The following is a 16,243-nucleotide window of genomic DNA, read 5'->3' as shown; positions in this document are numbered from 1 at the left end:
GCCGGGTCAGGAGTGGTGGTCATGCGTCAAGTCCATCACGACCCACCGACATTCCCGCCCGACAAAACACCCCCTGACCGGCCATTTACCTGTGGACAACTCCGAAATCACCTCACCTGTGGAGGAACGTCACCCACCGCAAGCACCCCTCAGCCGGCCTCCCCGTGCACGATCGGCGAGTACACCCGCAACCCACCCGGCACGATGCGGATGTGCAGAGTGTGCCCGCTGCCCCCATCCGTCCCGGGGGTCTCGTGGGATGCCTCGCCGTCGTGCGCGTATCCCGGGTCGGAGCCATCGCCCGCACGGGACACCAGCGTGATCTCCTGGGCCGTGAACGCCTCGACAGCGGGCGGTCCTTGCAGAGACGGCAGCCGGGCCGTCAGGTGATCGAGCTTGCTCCCGAAGGCCAGGGCGACCGTACCGCGGGTGCGGGGCTTGCCGTCGGCGTGCAGGATGCGGACGTCCAGGAGGCCGTCGTCGAGCCGACGGCGCTCGATGGGGGCGACGGTCACCGGGTAGTAGCGGTCGATGCCGATGAAGATCGACCACACCCGGGACCGCTTTCCGTTGATCTCGACGTCGAGCGGGTCGGTGGCGCGCACGATCGTGAAGGCGGCGATGGCGGCTGCGACCGGCTTTCCCAGCCTGTTCTCGCGTCGCTCGCGCGCTTCGACGAATTCCGGGTAGAGGCCGACGGAGGCGGTGTTCAGCACCGTGATCGGCTTTCCTCCGCCGGCGCCGAAGGTCAGCTCTCCGACGTCGACCGCTCTGCCCGTTCCGGCGACGAGCGCGTCGATCCCGCGATCGAGCGTGTCGACGGCCGCGGCCTTCGCGAAGTGGTTGAACGTGCCGCCAGGCAGGGCGAGCAGGGGGAGGTCGTGGCGGCGGGCGATGGATGCGAGGGCGCCGACCGATCCGTCGCCACCGTAGATGCCGAGCACCTGCGGCGGTGCTGACGAAGCGAGGGCGTCATCCACCAGCTTCTCGAAGTCGTCGCCCTCGGAGAGTTCGTGCACGACCGCTTTCGGAAGTCGCTCACGCAGCCGGGGAAGAGGACTCGGCCGTTCGAGGTCGCGCCCCGAATTCGGATTGATGAGGATGAACAAGCCGTCCCCGTCGGGAAGCGCGGGCAGGTCGATCGTGGTCGCGGTCGGGGCCTCCGTGCGGCGCGGCAGCCGTGGTGGACGCCCGGCCGGGACGAGGACTTTGCCGGCGATGGCGGCGCCGGCACCGATCAGCGCGCCGCCGGCGACGTCGGAGAACCAGTGCGCTCCGGTGTGCAGCCGTGAGTATCCGACAGCCGCTGCGAGGGGCGCGATGGCGGCCCCGGCCTTCGGCGATTCGAGGGCAGCGCCGGCGGCGAAGGCGAAGGCGCTCGCCGTGTGCCCCGATGGGAACGATGGCGAGGTCGGCGACCGGTCCAGGCGGCGTGAGATCGGGATGGCCGTCAGCGCCGGACGGTCTCCGCCGACGATCCGTTTGCCGACGAGGTTGGCGATCGCGCTCGCCAGTCCCAATGAGATCAGCCCGCGGTAGGCCGCGCGGTACTTCCCGGATGCGAGGAGCACGGCCGCCACGAGGAGCCAGAGCTTGCCGTGGTCGGCGAAGCGGGTGAGCCCTCGCCAGAAGCCGTCGACCGCGGCTCCGGTCGTGCGCGCGTTCACGCGGGATGCGACACGCTCGTCGAAGCGCTCGATCCGGACGGGCAGGCTGAGGCGCCGACGGCGGCGCCGGCGGTCGGGGCGGGATGCGGGCATACCGTCACCATACTCAGCATGGTTTTCGGCGTGCCGGGGTGGGCGACGCTAGGATTTCCTTCGTGACCACAACAGCTTCCGACACCACGACCACCGAACTCGACGACGAGCACGGCACGCTCATCCGCAGCCTCAGCGCGGTGCTGCCCACGGCTCTCGGCAACCTCCTCGCGACGATCGTCGTGCTGGTGTCGCTGGTGCTCGGCGTCTGGAGCCTCGTCGCCACCTGGACGGGGCATCCCGAGGACGCTCTGCCCCTCTTCCAGGTCTCCGTCGCGGCCACTGTCGTCGCACTCAACGCTCTGTACGCGCGTCGCACCTTCAGCTACGTGATCACGCTGATCGGCGCCGTCCTGTGGCTCTGGGTCTCGGTCACCCCGTTCGAGCCGTTCTGGCAGGTGCTCCTGCAGGGCGTGACGGTCACGATCATGCTCGCCGGCGTGGTGTTCTCGATGTCTGCGGTGCAGCTGAGCAAGAAGCCCCGCTTCTGACCCGGGAGACCGGTACCGGCGCCCCCGGCGCGGGAGACACCGGCACCGGAAGCCCCAGTCCAGAGGAGCCCGACGATACGACGCTGTCGCGTCGCCGGCACTTCGTCGACCTCTCCCCGCTGAGAGAGAGCCCCGCTTTCGCTCGGCTGTGGATCGGCGGCGCGATCTCCGGCATCGGCGGTCAGATGACGATCGTGGCCGTCGGGCTGCACATCTACGACCTCACCCAGTCGACGCTCGCCGTGTCGCTCGTCGCGTTGTTCGCGCTCGCTCCGATGATCGTTTTCGGGCTGTACGGCGGCGTGCTCGCGGATGCGTTCGACCGTCGGCTGGTCGCGCTCGTCACCGCGATCCTCGCGTGGACCTCGACAGCCGGGATCGCTGTGTTCGCCTGGCTGGACGTGCAAGTGGTCTGGCCCCTGTACATCCTGACGACCGTCAACGCCGTGGCCAGCGTCGTGATCGGCGGCACCCGCCAAGCGATCACGCCGCGCCTGCTTCCGACCCGGCTGCTTCCCGCGGCGAGCGCTCTCGGTGGCATCAGCGGGGGTGTCATGGTGACGGTCGGTCCTGCGCTCGCCGGCCTGCTGGTCGCAGGCGTCGGCATCAGCTGGACGTACACGATCGACGTCGTCCTGTTCACGGCCGCGTTCCTCGGGATATTCACGCTGCCGAAGATCATCCCCGAGGGCGAGCGGCAGCGGGCCGGCCTGGCCTCGGTGATGGAGGGCCTGCGCTTCCTGAAGACGGCGCCGAACCTCAGCATGACGTTCGTGCTCGACCTCATCGCCATGACCTTCGGGCAGCCCCGCGCACTGTTCCCCGCGGTCGGCGCGCTGCTGATCGGCGGAGGTCCGGTGAGTGTCGGCATCCTCACCGCGGCCGGCGCCGTCGGAACGCTGCTGTCGAGCGTGTTCTCCGGCCGGCTGGGCCATGTGCGCTGGCAGGGTCGCGCCGTCGGCCGTGCGATCGTCGTCTACGGTGCATGCATCCTCGGCTTCGGCATCGTGCTCGCCGTCGTCTTCTTCAGCGGTTCGTCGAACAGCAACCAGAACTTCGCGGACGCCAACCTCCCCGCCCTGGTCGTCGCGGCGCTGCTGCTGGCCGGATCCGGTGCGGCCGACAACATCAGCTCGATCTTCCGGATGACGATCCTGCAGGCTTCGGCACCCGATGTGATGCGCGGGCGTCTGCAGGGGGTCTTCACGGTCGTGGTCACGGGCGGGCCTCGCCTCGGCGACCTCTACATCGGGCTCCTCGCGCTGACCGGCGCGCTCTGGTTCCCTCCCCTGCTCGGAGGTCTGATCATCGTGGTGGCCGTCGCGACGATCGTGCGCGTACAGGGTTCGTTCCGGCGGTACGACGCGCTCGATCCGACCCCCTGAGCGTCCGGCGCGGCGGCAGGGGCAGAGTCAGGGGCGGGTACGGATGCGCCTGGCCAGGTGCGGATAGTCGATCACGATCCCGTCGGGGTCGACCGTGAGGTCGCCGATGAAATCGCGGCTCGCGCTCTGGTACCGCACGACCCCGTGTCCGGCCGCCTTGTCGAGCGCCGCCGCCGAGCTGTAGAGCTGGTCGCTGCGGATCACCTCCAGCGACGGGAGCGCGACCCACGCCATCACCAGTCGCGTCTCCGGCACGGCCGCTTCGAGCGCACCGAGCCGCAGGATCGGCATCGAGTTCGTCACCGGGCAGAGCGCCAGGTCGCAGTCCAGCGCGCCGTCGAGGGCGGAGGCGTCCCGGATGCCCGGCTCGGCCATCGTCTCGCCGTGGAAGTCGGCGACCCCGGTCGCCTCGGCCTCGCTCGTCCAACGGCCGTGCGCATCCCTCGCCAGCGCGAGCCTGCGCCGCCAGCCGCGGCCGGACACCGCGACGTCGAGCCGCGCGGTGACCCAGTCCTGGCCGGTCTCGAGCGACCAAGTGGTCACGTAGTCCGTCGTGCGGGAGGTGCCGAGCGCATCCAGCCGGTCGGGCGCGACGGTGATCGTCGCCGCCTCCAGTCGCTCCGGGTCGTCGTCGCCGATCCACTCCACGTGCCTGATGCTGCCGCGCATCCTGGGTCACCGCCTCTCGAGAACACCGCGCACGAACGCGGCCTGACCCGCGTGCTGCAGGTCGTCGGAGATCACGCTCACGAGCCTCACGCCCAGCGTGACCGGAGGGTTCCAGCTCTCGTCGACGACTCGCGCGAAATCGTCGTCGGCGAGTCCGCTCAGGAAGGCGACGGTGCGGTCGTGCACGTCGTCGTGGTAGCCGAGCAGGTTCTGCGCGTCCACGCCACCGACCGCAGCGACATCGTCCGAGCTGTGGCCGTACCCGGTGTCGTCGGAGTCGAACGGGAGGCCGAAGCGCCCCTCCCAGCCGTTCTCGTGCCACGCCTGCGGCCGGCCGGCGACGTCGGCGACGTGGTCGTCCTGAATCCGGGTGAGGTGCCAGACCAGCCACGCGATCGAGTTGGCCTCTGGATCGACACGACCCGAGAGCGCGGCGGCGTCGAGCCCGTCGACCGTTCGGCGGACGGTCTGCGCGATGCGGTCGAAAGCGTCGATGAGCAGGTCGGTGGATGCGGTCACTGCTGGTCCTCCCGTCGGCGCCGTCGCGCCTGCGTCTCGGTCATGTCTCCCCCGTACCCTGCACGGTACGCTCATCCCATGACAGACCTGACGACAGGTCGTCTAGGCGGGAAGGGGCACCGGCGCGGCCGGCCCGACATACCGCGACGAGGGCCTGACGATCTTGCCTTCACGGGCCTGCTCGAGGATGTGCGCGCCCCAGCCGACCACGCGCGCAGCCGCGAACGTCGGCGTGAACATGTCGCGTGGAATCCCGCACGCCTCCATCACGACCGCCGCGTAGAACTCCACGTTCGTGTGCAGTTCGCGGCCCGGCTTCAACTCGGCCAGCAGTTCCAGAACGCGCTTCTCCACGTCGACCGCGAAGTCCACACGGGCGCCGCCGAGGTCCTGGGCGATCCCGCGGAGCATCCGGGATCGCGGATCCTCGGTGCGGTAGACCGCGTGACCGAACCCCATCACACGACCGCCGGCGAGGAGGGTCTCGGTCACCCAGCCGTCGATCCGATCGCGGCTCGCGATCTCGTCGAGCGCGTCCAGGGCCCGGCTCGGCGCACCGCCGTGCAGCGGTCCTGAGAGGGATCCGAGCGCACCGACCACCGCCGCAGCGAGGTCGGCTCCGGTCGAGGCGATCACCCTGGCGGTGAACGTGGACGCGTTGAAGCCGTGATCGATCGCGGCCGTCATGTACGCGCTGACCGCGTGCTCACGAGGCGCATCCGGGACCTCGCCCGTAACCAGGTAGAGGTAGTTCGCCACGTGTCCGAGGTCGGTGCGCGGAGTCGACGGTTCACGACCCTCGCGCGCAGCGTGCAGCGAGGCGAGCAGTACGGGCGTGACCGCGCTCACCCGGATCGCGTCGGCGATGCGGGCGTCCTCGTCTTCGTCGTAGAGCGGGCGGAGGCGGTCGTGGGCCGCGACCGCGGCGAGCGCCATGCGCACGCCGGCCAGCGCATCCGCGCCTCTGGTGAGTGCGGCGATCGACGGGAGCAGGTCGGCGACCGCGGCAGGAATGGCGCGCGCCTCGGCCGTCCGAGCGCGGAACACGGCAAGCTCTCGGGGGTTCGGCAGCGCGCCGAAGAGGAGGAGGTGCCAGGCCTCCTCGAAGGTCCGTTCCGCCGCCAGGTCGATGGCCGAGTACTGCCGGTAGTGGTAGAAGCCTTCGTGCCCGCGTACGTCGCCGAGGGCCGTTTCCGCGGCGACCACGTTGGTGAGGCCGCGGGGCACGTCGATGAGGGTGTCATCCATCCGGTCGGTTCGCATGGGTCTAGTGTGAGCACGTATCAATGCATCGTCAACGTTGATTCGATCAACCTGGAGGGACATGCCCGACGAACTCCCCACCCTCACCGCCGAGCAGACCGCGGAGCGCCTGGGCGTCAAGCTGGAGACCCTCTACGCCTACGTCGCCCGCGGCCGGCTCGGGCGCACCCGCACGGCGGCCGGCTCGCGGTTCGATCCCCTCGACGTCGAGCAGTTCGCGGCCTCCCGCCGTCAGCGTTCCGCCGCTGCGCCGTCGGAGGAGCGGGGGCACTCGGACGGACGCCCGCTCATGGTCATCGAGACGGGGTTCGCGCACATCGAAGACGGGGAGCTGTTCTACCGCGACCGCGACGCCGCCGAACTGGCGACGAGTGTATCCTTCGACACTGTCGCGCACTGGGCCCTCACCGGCGAGTGGGACGCGCTGGCCCGCTTCGCCGCCGATTCCGCGGCCGTCGAACGGGCGCGTCGGGTCGCGCAGGCGATGCCGGCGGCGGCGACCCTTCGCGACCGGCAGCAGGTCGCCGTCACGGCTCTGGCCGCCGCGGATCCGCTGCGGTACTCGCTCGAGCGGGGGACGGTCGTGTCAGCGACCGAGTCGCTCGTCTGCGGGATGGTCGAGGTGCTGCCCCTCCCCGATGGCGCACTCACCGGGGCCGACGCGCTGGGCGACGGACGGGACTCGGTCGCCGCACGCCTCTGGACGCGCCTCACTGCGCACCCCGCCAGCCCCGGAGGGGTCGGCGTGCTCGACGCGGCGCTCGTGCTGCTGCTCGACCACGACCTCGCGATCTCGACTCTGGCCGCCCGGGCGGCCGCTTCGGCGCGCGCGAACCCGTACGCGGTCGTCACGGCCGGGCTGGGCGCCCTCGACTCACCCCTTCACGGCAACGCCAGTCGCGCGGCGCACCGGATGCTGGGGCGGATTCTCGCGGGCGAGCATCCGGAACGCGTGATCGCCGACACCATGGTGAGCGGACACGGCACGGTCCCCGGCTTCGGACAGGTGCTGTACCGCGGGCCGGACCCGCGGGCCGTCTGCCTGTTCGGGATGCTGCGCGAGCATCCCGTTGCCGATGCCGTCGTCGAGGCGGTCGACCGTGTCGCGGCGACCGTCGGATCGCGCACCGGCACGCACCCGAACGTCGACCTCGCCCTCGCTGCCGTCGCGTTGGCGTTCGGGATGCCCGACGAGGCAGGCGAGGTGATCTTCGCAACCGCCCGCACGGTCGGCTGGATCGTGCACGCCCTCGACGAGTACGAGCGCCGTCCGCTGCGCCTGCGCCCCGTCGGCCGCTACGCCCCCTGATCCGCCCGCTCGGAGAGGTCGGTCGTCGCAGTCCGGCCGGCCTCGGCCGCGCGCGTCAGAAAGTCGACGAGGGTGGCGAGCTGGGCGTCGTCGTAGTCGGCGAAGATCTCGTCCATCGAGTCGTTCATTCCGGAGTAGAGGTGGAACAGCTCGCCGGCCCGGTCCGGGAGAGCTCGCACGCGCACGGCCCGGCGGTCGGCGGCATCGCGTTCCCGAACGATCCAGCCGCTCTTCTCGAGCCGGTCGAGGATGCCCGTGATCGTCGCGGGGTGGAACCCTGACCGACGCGCGAGCTCGCTCGGGCTCAGCGGCCCGTGGATGGCCACCACGTCGAGGCAATCGAGATCGAGGGGGCGCAGGTCGACGCGAGCGCCCACCTGATTGTTGAGCAGCGCGACCTGGTTGTTGAGCTCACGCAGGGTGCGTTTGATCTCGGCGCCGGCTCGCCGGCGCCGCCTCTCCGGCTGGTCGGGTCTGGCCTCGTTTAATTTGGTTTCCATATGATACCGTTCTCGTATTATACGCGTTCGAGCAGAAGGAGTCACGATGAACATAGCCGTCTTCGGAGCCAACGGCGGGACGGGCAGGCTGATCGTGCGGCAAGCCACCGAGGCCGGGCACACCGTCACCGCGGTCACGCGCCATCCCGAGACCTTCCCGATTGCGCACGAAAGGCTGCAGGTGCTCGCGGGCGACGTCAACGACCTCAGCGATGTCGAACGGGCGATCGACGGCGCGGAGGCGGTGATCTCCACCCTGGGCGTCCCGTACAGCCGCAAACCGATCACGATCTACTCACGCGGCACGGGAAACATCGTCGGCGCCATGCGTTCGCACGGCATCCGTCGCCTGCTGTGCGTGAGTTCGAGTGCGACCGATCCGGCCACCCGGTACCACGACACCGGCGGCGGATTCCTGTTCGAGAGAGTGCTGAAGCCGATCATCACCACGACCATCGGCAAGCAGACCTACGCCGACATGCTGCGGATGGAGCGACTGGTGATGGCGAGCGGACTCGACTGGACGATCGCGCGCCCGTCCGGCCTCTTCGAGACGGATGCGGTGACCGCATACGAGACCGCCGAGGGCTTTCTCCCCCGGCAGTACACGTCGCGGGCCGACCTCGCGGATGCACTGCTGCGCGCATCCGTCGACGCCGACGGGCGCTGGGTGGGAAAGACGATGGCGGTCGGCACGGTCGACCCGCAGCCGCGCGTGCTCGACCTGATGCGCACCGAGGCGTTCCAGCGCGGCTGAGCGGAGCATCCGGAACCCGACTGAACGCGCGGCGCCCCTAGCGGCGGAGGGCCTTGCGGGCGAGCCAGTTGCCGAGGAACTGGGCCGCCTGCACCAGGACGATGATCGTGATCACGGCGAGCCAGGTGACCGCCCAGTCGTAGCGCTGGTACCCGTAGGCGATCGAGAAGTTTCCGAGGCCCCCGCCGCCGAGCCCGCCCGCGATGGCCGAGAGGTCCACGATGGCGACGAACACGAACGTGTAGCCGAGGATGAGCGGGCCGAGCGCTTCGGGGATCAGCAGCGTGAAGATGATCCTCATCGGACTCGCACCCATCGCTCTGGCCGCCTCGATCACGCCGGGATCGATGGTCACGAGGTTCTGCTCTACGATGCGGGAGATGCCGAAGGTCGCGGCGATCGTCATCGGGAAGATCGCCGCCGAGGTGCCGATGAAGGTGCCGAACAGGGCGAGGGTGAGCGGCGCGACGGCGGTCATGAAGATGATGAACGGGATCGGCCGGAAGAAGTTCACGATCACGTTGAGGACACCCGAGAACCAGCGGTTCTCCAGAAGTCCGCCCCGGCGCGTCGTGTACAGCAGCACGCCGAGCGCCAGACCGAAGATGCCGCCGAGCACGAGGGTCTCGGTGACCATCCAGAGGGTCTGCCCGATCGATTCCAGGTACACCGGCCAGAGAGTGCTCCAGTCGCTCATGCCGCCACCTCCTCGACCTCGGTGACCTCGCGGAGGTCGGCGATCAGTGCATCCACGCCCGCGTCTTCACCGAGCAGCTCGAGAGTGAGACTGCCGAACGAGCGGCCCTGGAGTGCGCTGATGCCGCCGAAGACGATCTCGAACCGCACGTCGTGGCGGCCCACCGCATCCGAGAGAACCGCCCCGAGCCTGCCATCGTCGTGGATGCGCGCCGACACGATGCGGCCGGAGTGCTTGCCGCGCAGACGCTCGATGTCGGCCGAGGCCGGCTTGTTCTTGAGCACCGTGCCCACGAAGCGCTGCGACGTCACCGTCTTCGGGTTCGAGAACACCTCGAAGACACTCCCCGTCTCGATCACCCGGCCGGCATCGAGCACCGCGACACGGTCGGCGATCGAGCGCACGACCTCCATCTCGTGGGTGATGACGACGATCGTCACGCCGAGCTCGTCGTTGACGCGCTTGAGCAGACGCAGCACCTCGGCCGTGGTCTCGGGGTCGAGCGCGCTCGTCGACTCGTCGGCCAGCAGGATGGCCGGGTTGGTCGCCAGTGCCCTGGCGATGCCCACGCGCTGCTTCTGGCCACCGGAGAGCTGGTCGGGGTAGTTCCAGGCCTTCTCGGTGAGACCGACGAAGTCGAGCAGTTCCGCCACGCGCGCCCTGCGCTTCTCCTTCGGCCAGCCCGCGACCTTCAGAGGGTACGCGACATTGCCGAACACGGTGCGGGAGCGGAACAGGTTGAACTGCTGGAAGATCATCCCGGTCCCGGCACGGACACCGCGCAGCTTCGATTCGGGGAGCTGCGTGATGTCCACGCCGTCGATCAGGATGGCTCCGGAGGTCACCCGCTCGAGCGCATTGATGAGGCGCACGAGCGTGCTCTTGCCCGCGCCCGAGTATCCGATGATCCCGAAGATCTCGCCCCGCTCGACGCTGAGGCTGATGCTGTCGACGGCTGTGACGGTGGCGTCGCCCGAGCGGAAGGTCTTCGTGACGTCGCGGAACTCGATGAGCGGCATGGTGTTACTCGGCCGCCTTGATCGTCTTCTCGAGGCCGGCGAGGATCGACCGCAGGTCGGCGTTCGAGCGCTTCACGATCACCGCAGTGTTCTTGGACTCGGCCAGCACCGACTCCTCGACCGCCTTCGTGTGGTACAGCTCCGCGATCTTGAGGTACGTCTTGTTGTCCTTGTCCGACGCGCGTGCGACGAACGTGTTGATGTACGGCTCGGCCGCCGAGCTCGAGGGGTCGTCCTTGAAGATCGCCGACGTCGGATCGATTCCCGCGGTGAGGGCGAAGTTGTTGTTGATGATCGCCGCGTCGGACGACTTGAGCGCCGGGGCCGTCTGCTGAGCGTCCACCGGGATGACCGTGACTTTCGACTCGCCTGCCACGATGTCGGCCGGGGTGGAGAGCGTGGTGCCTCCGTTCTTGAGCTTCAGCAGGCCGGCCTTCTGCAGCACGAGGAGCGCTCGGGCCTGGTTGGTCGTGTCGTTCGGGATGGCCACGGTCGCCCCCTGAGGCAGGTCGTCGACCGACTTGTACTTGTCCGAGTACAACGGCAGCGGAACGACGAGGGTCGACCCGATCGGCGTGAGCGTGTCGTGCGCGTTCACGTTGTAGTTCGCGAGGAACTGCAGGTGCTGGAACAGGTTCAGGTCGATCTGCTTGGTACTGAGGGCCGGATTCGCCTGCGTGTAGTCGCTGAAGCCGACCAGAGTGATGTCGATGCCCTCCTTCGCCGCGGCCTTCTTCAGAACCGTCCAGTACGGCGCGGCGATCTCGGTGGTGCCGATCTTCACCTCGACGCGCTTGTCCGCGGCCGAGGACGCCGACCCCGAGACGTTCACTGCCACCAGCACGACGGCGACGATGATGGCGACGACGGCGATCCCGATACCGACGATCCAGCCGGTCTTCGACTTCGGCTTGTCAGGGAGGGCTGTAGTGGGCGGAGTGGCTTCGGACATGGCTGTGCCTCTTTCGGTACGGGATGTGGGATGCCGGCGCGCTGTTTGGCGGCGATTCGAGCCTCTCGTGAACCGCACCCCCACCTCAAACCGTGTTCCGAATTGTGACGAGCACAATATCCCTGGATACATCGTTCGATGGATGCGCGCAGAACGCGCCGATCCTTAGCGTCGAGGCATGGACTTGACCTCCTCCGTTCCATCGGCGTGCCATATCGCCTCGACCCGCAGTCCGTTCGCCACTCTGGCCGTCGACCACGACGCCATCGCCCACAACACGGCGCTGGTGGCCACGACTGCTGCGGTGCCCGTGATGGCCGTGGTGAAAGCCGACGGCTTCGGCCTCGGGATGGCGCAGGTCGCCCGCACAGCAGTGCGCGGCGGCGCGATCGCCCTCGGCGTCGCCACTGTCGACGAAGCACTGAGCCTCCGTTCGTCGGGCATCACCGCTCGAGTGCTCGCGTGGCTGGTCGATCCCCTCAGCGATCTGGCCGACGCCATCCGGCTCGGCGTCGAACTCGGATGCTCGACCGTGACGCTGCTCGAGGCGATCGTGGCGGAAGCCCGGGCGCTGGGGATCACCGCCCGGGTACATCTCGAGATCGACACCGGCCTCTCGAGAAGCGGCGCCGACCCCGGATCGTGGGAACGGCTATGCCGCGCCGCGGCCGAGCACGAGCGTTTCGGTGCCGTGCGCGTGGTCGGCATCTGGTCGCACCTGGCTCGCGCGAACGAGTCCCACCCTTCGGCCACGGCGAGCGCGGTCGACGCGTTCACCGATGCGGCCGTCGTCGCCGCTGAGGCCGGGCTCACGCCGGAGGTACTGCACTTGGCGAGCTCGGGCGCCGCTCTCGCGCATCCGTCGACCCGGTTCTCGCTCGTGCGTGTCGGACAGGCGCTGTTCGGGGTGCAACCGGTCGACGGCCGGCACTACCCCCTGCGCCCGGTGCTGCGGCTGACCTCCCGCGTGGTGCAGCTTCGCCGGGTTCCGGCCGGCACCTCCGTCTCGTACGGAGGTGGCTATCGCACGGCGACGGAGACGACGCTCGCGTTGATCCCCCTGGGATACGCCGACGGCATCCCCCGTCTCGCCGGGGATCGGGCCGAAGTGATGCTGCGCGGGCGGCGCTGCCGGGTTGTCGGTCGCGTCTCCATGGACCAGCTGATCGTGGACGCGGGACCGGTCTCCTCCGACGTCGCCGAGGGCGACGAGGTCGTGCTGATCGGCGATCCGGATGCGGGCGAACCGGGCCTCGCCGAGTGGGCGCACTGGGCGGAGACGATTCCTCAGGAGATCATGACCGGGTTCGGCCCGCGCGTGCAGCGCGAGCACAGAGGGGCGGCGCGCGTTGCCTGACGGCCGTACCACCATCGCCGTGCTCTACGGCGGCGCGAACTCCGAACACGAGGTCTCCGTGCGGTCGGCGCGGGATGCGGTCGACACGCTTCGAGAGCTGGGTCACGTCGTGCACCCGATCGGCGTGGATCGCAGCGGCGTATGGCATACGGTGGAGCCCGCCGGCCCCGGCACCGATGTGCGAGCCGGGGAAGGCACCACCCTCCCCCGCGGTCCGCGCCCCGAGCTCTGGCAGGGGGTCGACCTGGTCTTCCCTCTCCTGCACGGCCGCTACGGAGAGGACGGCACCGTTCAGGGAGCCATCGAGCTGGCCGGTCTTCCCTACGTCGGCTCCGGGGTGCTGGCGAGCGCCATCGCCATGGACAAGCGGATGACCTGGCGCGTCGCATCGGCGGCGGGCGTGCCGATGGTGGACACACGCAGCGTTACCTCGCTCGCCGAGCTTCCTGCGGCCGTACGCGGCCTGCCGCTGCCCCTGTTCGTGAAGCCGAATCGGGCGGGCTCCAGCGTCGGCGCATCCCGGGTCGACGAGCTCGACGATCTCGCGCCCGCCGCGCGCGTCGCCCTCTCCCATGACAGACGCGCGCTCGTGCAGCCGGCGGTGACGGCCGACGAGGTCAGCATCGGCGTCTACCGCGAACCCGGCGGCGGCACCGTCGCCACCGGAGCGTCCCTGGTGCGGATCGACGACGGCTTCTTCGACTACGCGGGCAAATACGGGGGCTCGGGTCCGACGATCCAGATCCCCGGACCGGTCGATCACCACCTGGTCGACCGGATGCGGGAGCTCGCCCTCTCTGCGTTCGACGCGATCGACGCCGACGGCCCCGCCCGCGTCGACTTCTTCCTCACCGCCGACGGGGACGTCCTCCTGAACGAGATCAACACGATGCCCGGACTCACGGCGCGATCCCACTTCCCACGGCTGTGCGCAGCCCGCGGCGTCGAGTATCCCGAGCTTCTGACGATCCTGGTGGACCGGGCGATGGAGGTCGGGCCGCGCTGAGCCCCGGAAGCGACCATTGACGAGACACCGCGCGCGCGTAGTCTGAGGCCTGGCGGCGTTCGCCGCCGAACGGCGCGACAGGAGGCTGGAATGAGCTCGATCAACGACGACGACATCACGACGGATGCGGCGTCCGGCGGCGAGGGAACCGCCGACGGCGGAGCGAACCCCACCGGACACGACGGTGGCGCCGACGGCTCGGCCGGCGGCGAGGGAACCGCTGACGGCGGAGCGAACCCCACCGGACACGACGGCGGCGCCGACGGCTCGGCCGCCGACGAGGGACCGGCCGACGGCGGAGCCAACCCGAACGGACACGACGGCGGCGCCGACGGATCCGCTTGATGAGCAAGACGGAGCGCGGGTCGGCAGTCCGGCCCGCGCTTTCTCGTTGCGTCGCGATCCCCACCGAGGCGTTCGCTGACGGGTACTGGGGCAGGCGCCCGCTGCTGACGACCGCCGCCGTCCTCGGGCAGGACTTCTCCGACCTCTTCAGCCGGGACGACGTCGACGAACTGGTCTCGTCGCGCGCCCTGCGCACCCCGTTCGTGCGAATGGCCAAGGAGGGGGATGTCCTCCCGGCCTCCCGCTTCACCGCTTCGGGAGGATTCGGCGCCGAGGTGTCCGACCAGGTCAGTTCGGAGAAGGTGCTCGCCGAGTTCGCGTCCGGAGCGACGCTGGTGCTGCAGGGGCTCCATCGCACGTGGCCGCCGATCGCCGAGTTCGCCCGCGCTCTCGCCGCCGAGCTCGGCCACCCCTGCCAGGTCAACGCCTACATCACCCCGGCGTCCTCGCGCGGCTTCGACCCCCACTACGACGTGCACGACGTCTTCGTGCTGCAGATCTACGGTGAGAAGCACTGGACGATCCACGAGCCCGTGCATCCGGACCCGCTGCGCGACCAGCCGTGGTCCGATCATCGGGAGGCCGTCGCCGCCCGCGCCGCCGGCGCTCCGGCGATCGACGCCACGTTCAAGCCCGGGGATGCGCTCTATCTGCCGCGCGGCTGGATCCACTCGGCGACAGCGCTCGGCGGGATCTCGATCCACCTGACCGTCGGCGTGGCCGCGTACACCCGCAACGACATCGTGCGCGAAGCGGTCGCCCGCGCAGCCGACTCCGCCGCGCTCAGGTCGTCTCTGCCGCTGGGTTTCGACCCGGCCGACACGGATGCGCTGCGCCCGATCGTCGAGTCGACGATCGCCGAGCTCGTGGCGGCCCTCGGTGATCCGTCCGTGAACGCGGAGGCGACGCACACGGTCTCCGCACGGCTCACCGCGAGACGCCGTGCGGACACCCCTCCGGCTCCGCTGAGGCCGCTCGCGACAGTGGAGGCGACCGAGGCGCTCGACGTGTCGACCGCATCCGGGCTCACGGTCGTCCTGCGACCCGGTCTCGAGCCGCGCACCGTGTCGACGGAGCAGACGATCTCACTCGCGGTGCCGGGCAAGACCGTCACCCTGCCGATTGCCGCGGGCCCTGCCGTCGAACGCATCCTGTCCGGCCGCCCCGTCTCGGTCTCCGACCTGCCCGACCTCGATCCGGATTCCTCGGTGGTCGTCGCCCGCCGGCTGCTGCGCGAGGGCCTCGTCGTGGTCGCCGACGGTGGCTGAGCCGGGCTGGGAGCCCTGCAGCAACCGGTCCCTGGAGCGCAACGACCCACTCCCGGGAACCGCGGGTCTCGGCGAGCGCTGGCTGCTCGTCGAGATCGAGAGCGCCTGGGGCGAGCACGCCTTCTTCTCGTCGGCATTGGAGGTGCGCATCGCGGCGCAGCTCGTCTCGCGTGCTGAGGCGGCCGGTATCCGCCCCCTCGCCATCCGCCGCACGCGCCTGCGCGCCGAGGAGCGCCGCTCGCAGTCATCGTGGCGCTGGGCGCTCGTCGACTGTCGCCCGGCCCGCGAGTCGATCCGCTGGGGTGAGGTGCGCCGGGTCGAGGACCTGCTCACCGTCGCCCTCGACGGATCGGCCGGCGAACCGAGCGACCGAGCGGTGTACTGCGTCTGCACGCACGCCCGGCACGACCAGTGCTGCGCCGTGCGCGGCCGGCCCGTCGTCGAGGAGCTCGCGCGGCAGCATCCCGAGGAGACGTGGGAGTGCTCCCACCTGGGCGGTGACCGGTTCGCCGCCACGATGATCCTCTTCCCGCACGGACTGCTCTACGGACGGGTTCCCGCCGCCGACGTGGGGAGAGTCGTCGAAAAGTACGACGCCGGCCTGGTCGACTCCCCATACCTCCGAGGGCGCACCGCGCTCAGCACCATCGCTCAAGCGGCGGAGGCGTTCGCTCGTGACGCCTCCCGGGACGAGCGGGTCGACGCCTACGGCGTTGTGTCGGAGCACGCGCATCCCCACGGCTGGACGGTCGAACTCGATCACGACGGCCGGCGGGTGACCGTCGAGGTCGGCGAGCGACTCTCCGAGCCGCTGCTCAGCACCTGCGGCGCGACCATCCCCCGGCGCGTGCGCGAGTTCGTGCCGATCTCGATCGCGACGGCCTAGCCCGGTTCGCTGCCCCGTCTGACGCCACGCTCAGCCGAAATTCGCGCATCCCCGTCGACA

General features: G+C 69.9%; 17 protein-coding genes. 9 read left to right on the top strand and 8 right to left on the bottom strand.

Features of this window, described 5'->3' with window-relative positions; all coding sequences use genetic code 11:
- Positions 1–149: 149 nt before the first annotated feature.
- A complete protein-coding gene (locus ACFVV0_RS12990; protein ID WP_387063508.1) occupies positions 150–1,760 on the bottom strand; it encodes a phosphatase PAP2 family protein in 1,611 nt (536 codons plus the stop codon).
- A 62-nt stretch (positions 1,761–1,822) separates the two neighbouring features.
- Here ACFVV0_RS12990 and ACFVV0_RS12985 point away from each other — a divergent pair, with 62 nt between their 5' ends.
- Complete coding sequence (locus ACFVV0_RS12985) at positions 1,823–2,251, top strand: hypothetical protein (RefSeq protein ID WP_387063505.1); 429 nt, start codon at positions 1,823–1,825, stop codon at positions 2,249–2,251.
- Positions 2,252–2,334: 83 nt separating this feature from the next.
- Complete coding sequence (locus tag ACFVV0_RS12980) at positions 2,335–3,636, top strand: MFS transporter (protein ID WP_387063584.1); 1,302 nt, start codon at positions 2,335–2,337, stop codon at positions 3,634–3,636.
- A 27-nt stretch (positions 3,637–3,663) separates the two neighbouring features.
- Here the strand turns inward: ACFVV0_RS12980 and ACFVV0_RS12975 are convergent, their stop codons facing one another.
- The 3 genes from ACFVV0_RS12975 to ACFVV0_RS12965 all read right to left on the bottom strand — a co-directional run bounded on the left by ACFVV0_RS12975 (position 3,664) and on the right by ACFVV0_RS12965 (position 6,087).
- The gene (locus tag ACFVV0_RS12975; RefSeq protein ID WP_387063502.1) at positions 3,664–4,284 is read right to left on the bottom strand and encodes a putative glycolipid-binding domain-containing protein; all 621 of its coding nucleotides are present in this window, start codon (positions 4,282–4,284) and stop codon (positions 3,664–3,666) included.
- A gap of 27 nt (positions 4,285–4,311) precedes the next feature.
- Positions 4,312–4,824: a DUF664 domain-containing protein gene (locus tag ACFVV0_RS12970; protein WP_387063499.1), complete on the bottom strand. Its 513-nt coding sequence runs from the start codon at positions 4,822–4,824 to the stop codon at positions 4,312–4,314.
- Positions 4,825–4,926: 102 nt separating this feature from the next.
- The gene (locus ACFVV0_RS12965) at positions 4,927–6,087 is read right to left on the bottom strand and encodes a citrate synthase (protein ID WP_387063496.1); all 1,161 of its coding nucleotides are present in this window, start codon (positions 6,085–6,087) and stop codon (positions 4,927–4,929) included.
- A gap of 61 nt (positions 6,088–6,148) precedes the next feature.
- Between ACFVV0_RS12965 and ACFVV0_RS12960 the strand changes: the two genes are divergently transcribed.
- Entirely contained in the window at positions 6,149–7,396 is a 1,248-nt protein-coding gene (locus ACFVV0_RS12960; protein ID WP_387063494.1) for a citrate synthase, read from the top strand.
- Here the strand turns inward: ACFVV0_RS12960 and ACFVV0_RS12955 are convergent.
- Positions 7,384–7,896 (bottom strand): MarR family winged helix-turn-helix transcriptional regulator, encoded by a 513-nt coding sequence (locus ACFVV0_RS12955; protein ID WP_387063491.1) that lies wholly within the window; start codon positions 7,894–7,896, stop codon positions 7,384–7,386. The genes ACFVV0_RS12960 and ACFVV0_RS12955 overlap by 13 nt on opposite strands.
- Before the next feature lie 46 nt (positions 7,897–7,942).
- On the opposite strand from ACFVV0_RS12955, the gene ACFVV0_RS12950 reads away from it, so the two are divergent.
- Positions 7,943–8,653 (top strand): NAD(P)-dependent oxidoreductase, encoded by a 711-nt coding sequence (locus ACFVV0_RS12950; protein WP_387063488.1) that lies wholly within the window; start codon positions 7,943–7,945, stop codon positions 8,651–8,653.
- 37 nt (positions 8,654–8,690) lie between these two features.
- Here the strand turns inward: ACFVV0_RS12950 and ACFVV0_RS12945 are convergent, their stop codons facing one another.
- From ACFVV0_RS12945 to ACFVV0_RS12935, 3 genes are read right to left on the bottom strand one after another with little or no spacing between them, the layout of a single operon-like run.
- Complete coding sequence (locus ACFVV0_RS12945; RefSeq protein ID WP_387063486.1) at positions 8,691–9,350, bottom strand: methionine ABC transporter permease; 660 nt, start codon at positions 9,348–9,350, stop codon at positions 8,691–8,693.
- Positions 9,347–10,369, bottom strand: a complete 1,023-nt coding sequence (locus ACFVV0_RS12940) for a methionine ABC transporter ATP-binding protein (protein WP_387063483.1) — start codon at positions 10,367–10,369, stop codon at positions 9,347–9,349. Before ACFVV0_RS12940 ends, ACFVV0_RS12945 begins: the two co-directional genes overlap by 4 nt.
- Positions 10,370–10,373: 4 nt before the next feature.
- Positions 10,374–11,321 (bottom strand): MetQ/NlpA family ABC transporter substrate-binding protein, encoded by a 948-nt coding sequence (locus ACFVV0_RS12935; RefSeq protein WP_387063480.1) that lies wholly within the window; start codon positions 11,319–11,321, stop codon positions 10,374–10,376.
- A 178-nt stretch (positions 11,322–11,499) separates the two neighbouring features.
- Between ACFVV0_RS12935 and alr the strand changes: the two genes are divergently transcribed.
- From alr to ACFVV0_RS12910, 5 genes are all read left to right on the top strand, one after another.
- Positions 11,500–12,678: an alanine racemase gene (alr, locus tag ACFVV0_RS12930; protein WP_387063477.1), complete on the top strand. Its 1,179-nt coding sequence runs from the start codon at positions 11,500–11,502 to the stop codon at positions 12,676–12,678.
- Positions 12,671–13,684, top strand: a complete 1,014-nt coding sequence (locus ACFVV0_RS12925) for a D-alanine--D-alanine ligase family protein (protein WP_387063474.1) — start codon at positions 12,671–12,673, stop codon at positions 13,682–13,684. The genes alr and ACFVV0_RS12925 overlap by 8 nt, the downstream gene beginning before the upstream one ends.
- Before the next feature lie 90 nt (positions 13,685–13,774).
- A complete protein-coding gene (locus tag ACFVV0_RS12920) occupies positions 13,775–14,029 on the top strand; it encodes a BatC protein (RefSeq protein ID WP_387063472.1) in 255 nt (84 codons plus the stop codon).
- On the top strand, positions 14,029–15,297 hold the full coding sequence (locus ACFVV0_RS12915) for a cupin domain-containing protein (protein ID WP_387063469.1): 1,269 nt from the start codon (positions 14,029–14,031) through the stop codon (positions 15,295–15,297). The genes ACFVV0_RS12920 and ACFVV0_RS12915 overlap by 1 nt, the downstream gene beginning before the upstream one ends.
- Complete coding sequence (locus ACFVV0_RS12910; protein ID WP_387063466.1) at positions 15,290–16,183, top strand: sucrase ferredoxin; 894 nt, start codon at positions 15,290–15,292, stop codon at positions 16,181–16,183. The genes ACFVV0_RS12915 and ACFVV0_RS12910 overlap by 8 nt, the downstream gene beginning before the upstream one ends.
- Positions 16,184–16,243: the final 60 nt, after the last annotated feature.

The sequence above is a fragment of the Leifsonia sp. NPDC058230 genome (assembly GCF_042882245.1).
Taxonomy (GTDB): Bacteria; Actinomycetota; Actinomycetes; order Actinomycetales; family Microbacteriaceae; genus Leifsonia.
The sequence above is the reverse complement of the archived record's forward strand: the minus strand, read 5'-3'. Positions and strand labels throughout refer to the sequence as shown.

Excerpts from the sequence above, each read along its gene's own strand:
- ACFVV0_RS12935 (WP_387063480.1), bottom strand. The coding sequence starts at position 11,321 with ATGTCCGAAGCCACTCCGCCCACTACAGCCCTCCCTGACAAGCCGAAG.
- ACFVV0_RS12990 (WP_387063508.1), bottom strand. The coding sequence starts at position 1,760 with ATGCCCGCATCCCGCCCCGACCGCCGGCGCCGCCGTCGGCGCCTCAGC.
- ACFVV0_RS12950 (WP_387063488.1), top strand. The coding sequence starts at position 7,943 with ATGAACATAGCCGTCTTCGGAGCCAACGGCGGGACGGGCAGGCTGATC.
- ACFVV0_RS12945 (WP_387063486.1), bottom strand. The coding sequence starts at position 9,350 with ATGAGCGACTGGAGCACTCTCTGGCCGGTGTACCTGGAATCGATCGGG.
- ACFVV0_RS12955 (WP_387063491.1), bottom strand. The coding sequence starts at position 7,896 with ATGGAAACCAAATTAAACGAGGCCAGACCCGACCAGCCGGAGAGGCGG.
- ACFVV0_RS12940 (WP_387063483.1), bottom strand. The coding sequence starts at position 10,369 with ATGCCGCTCATCGAGTTCCGCGACGTCACGAAGACCTTCCGCTCGGGC.
- ACFVV0_RS12920 (WP_387063472.1), top strand. The coding sequence starts at position 13,775 with ATGAGCTCGATCAACGACGACGACATCACGACGGATGCGGCGTCCGGC.
- alr (WP_387063477.1), top strand. The coding sequence starts at position 11,500 with ATGGACTTGACCTCCTCCGTTCCATCGGCGTGCCATATCGCCTCGACC.
- ACFVV0_RS12965 (WP_387063496.1), bottom strand. The coding sequence starts at position 6,087 with ATGCGAACCGACCGGATGGATGACACCCTCATCGACGTGCCCCGCGGC.
- ACFVV0_RS12915 (WP_387063469.1), top strand. The coding sequence starts at position 14,029 with ATGAGCAAGACGGAGCGCGGGTCGGCAGTCCGGCCCGCGCTTTCTCGT.
- ACFVV0_RS12960 (WP_387063494.1), top strand. The coding sequence starts at position 6,149 with ATGCCCGACGAACTCCCCACCCTCACCGCCGAGCAGACCGCGGAGCGC.